Source organism: Actinoplanes awajinensis subsp. mycoplanecinus (assembly GCF_001509495.1).
Classification (GTDB): domain Bacteria; phylum Actinomycetota; class Actinomycetes; order Mycobacteriales; family Micromonosporaceae; genus Actinoplanes; species Actinoplanes palleronii.
On the sequence record NZ_LLZH01000249.1, the window covers coordinates 1 to 238 of the forward strand.

Consider the following 238-nt stretch of genomic DNA (forward strand, 5'->3'; position numbering starts at 1 on the left):
CAACCCCTGTTCAACCTCTACGGAGAGGACCAGGCGCGATGAACCACAACTACCTGCTCACGTACGTCTACGACACCTCGACCGGTATCGCTTTCGGTAGCCGCGCTGTGTCGCTGGACGACCCGATCGCGTCCCCGGAGGACATCGAGATCCTGACCGAGGCCCTGGCCTACCAGGTCACGGCCCCGAAGATCCTGGCGTTCTCCCGCTTCGACGACAACGACGCCGTCGGAGGGCA

General features: G+C 63.9%; 1 protein-coding gene. It reads left to right on the forward strand.

Annotation, left to right across the window (positions count from 1 at the left end; translation table 11 throughout):
* Positions 1 to 38 precede the first annotated feature (38 nt).
* Positions 39 to 238: hypothetical protein (locus ADL15_RS24900; protein ID WP_157441589.1), on the forward strand; the 200-nt coding region annotated here is incomplete at its 3' end.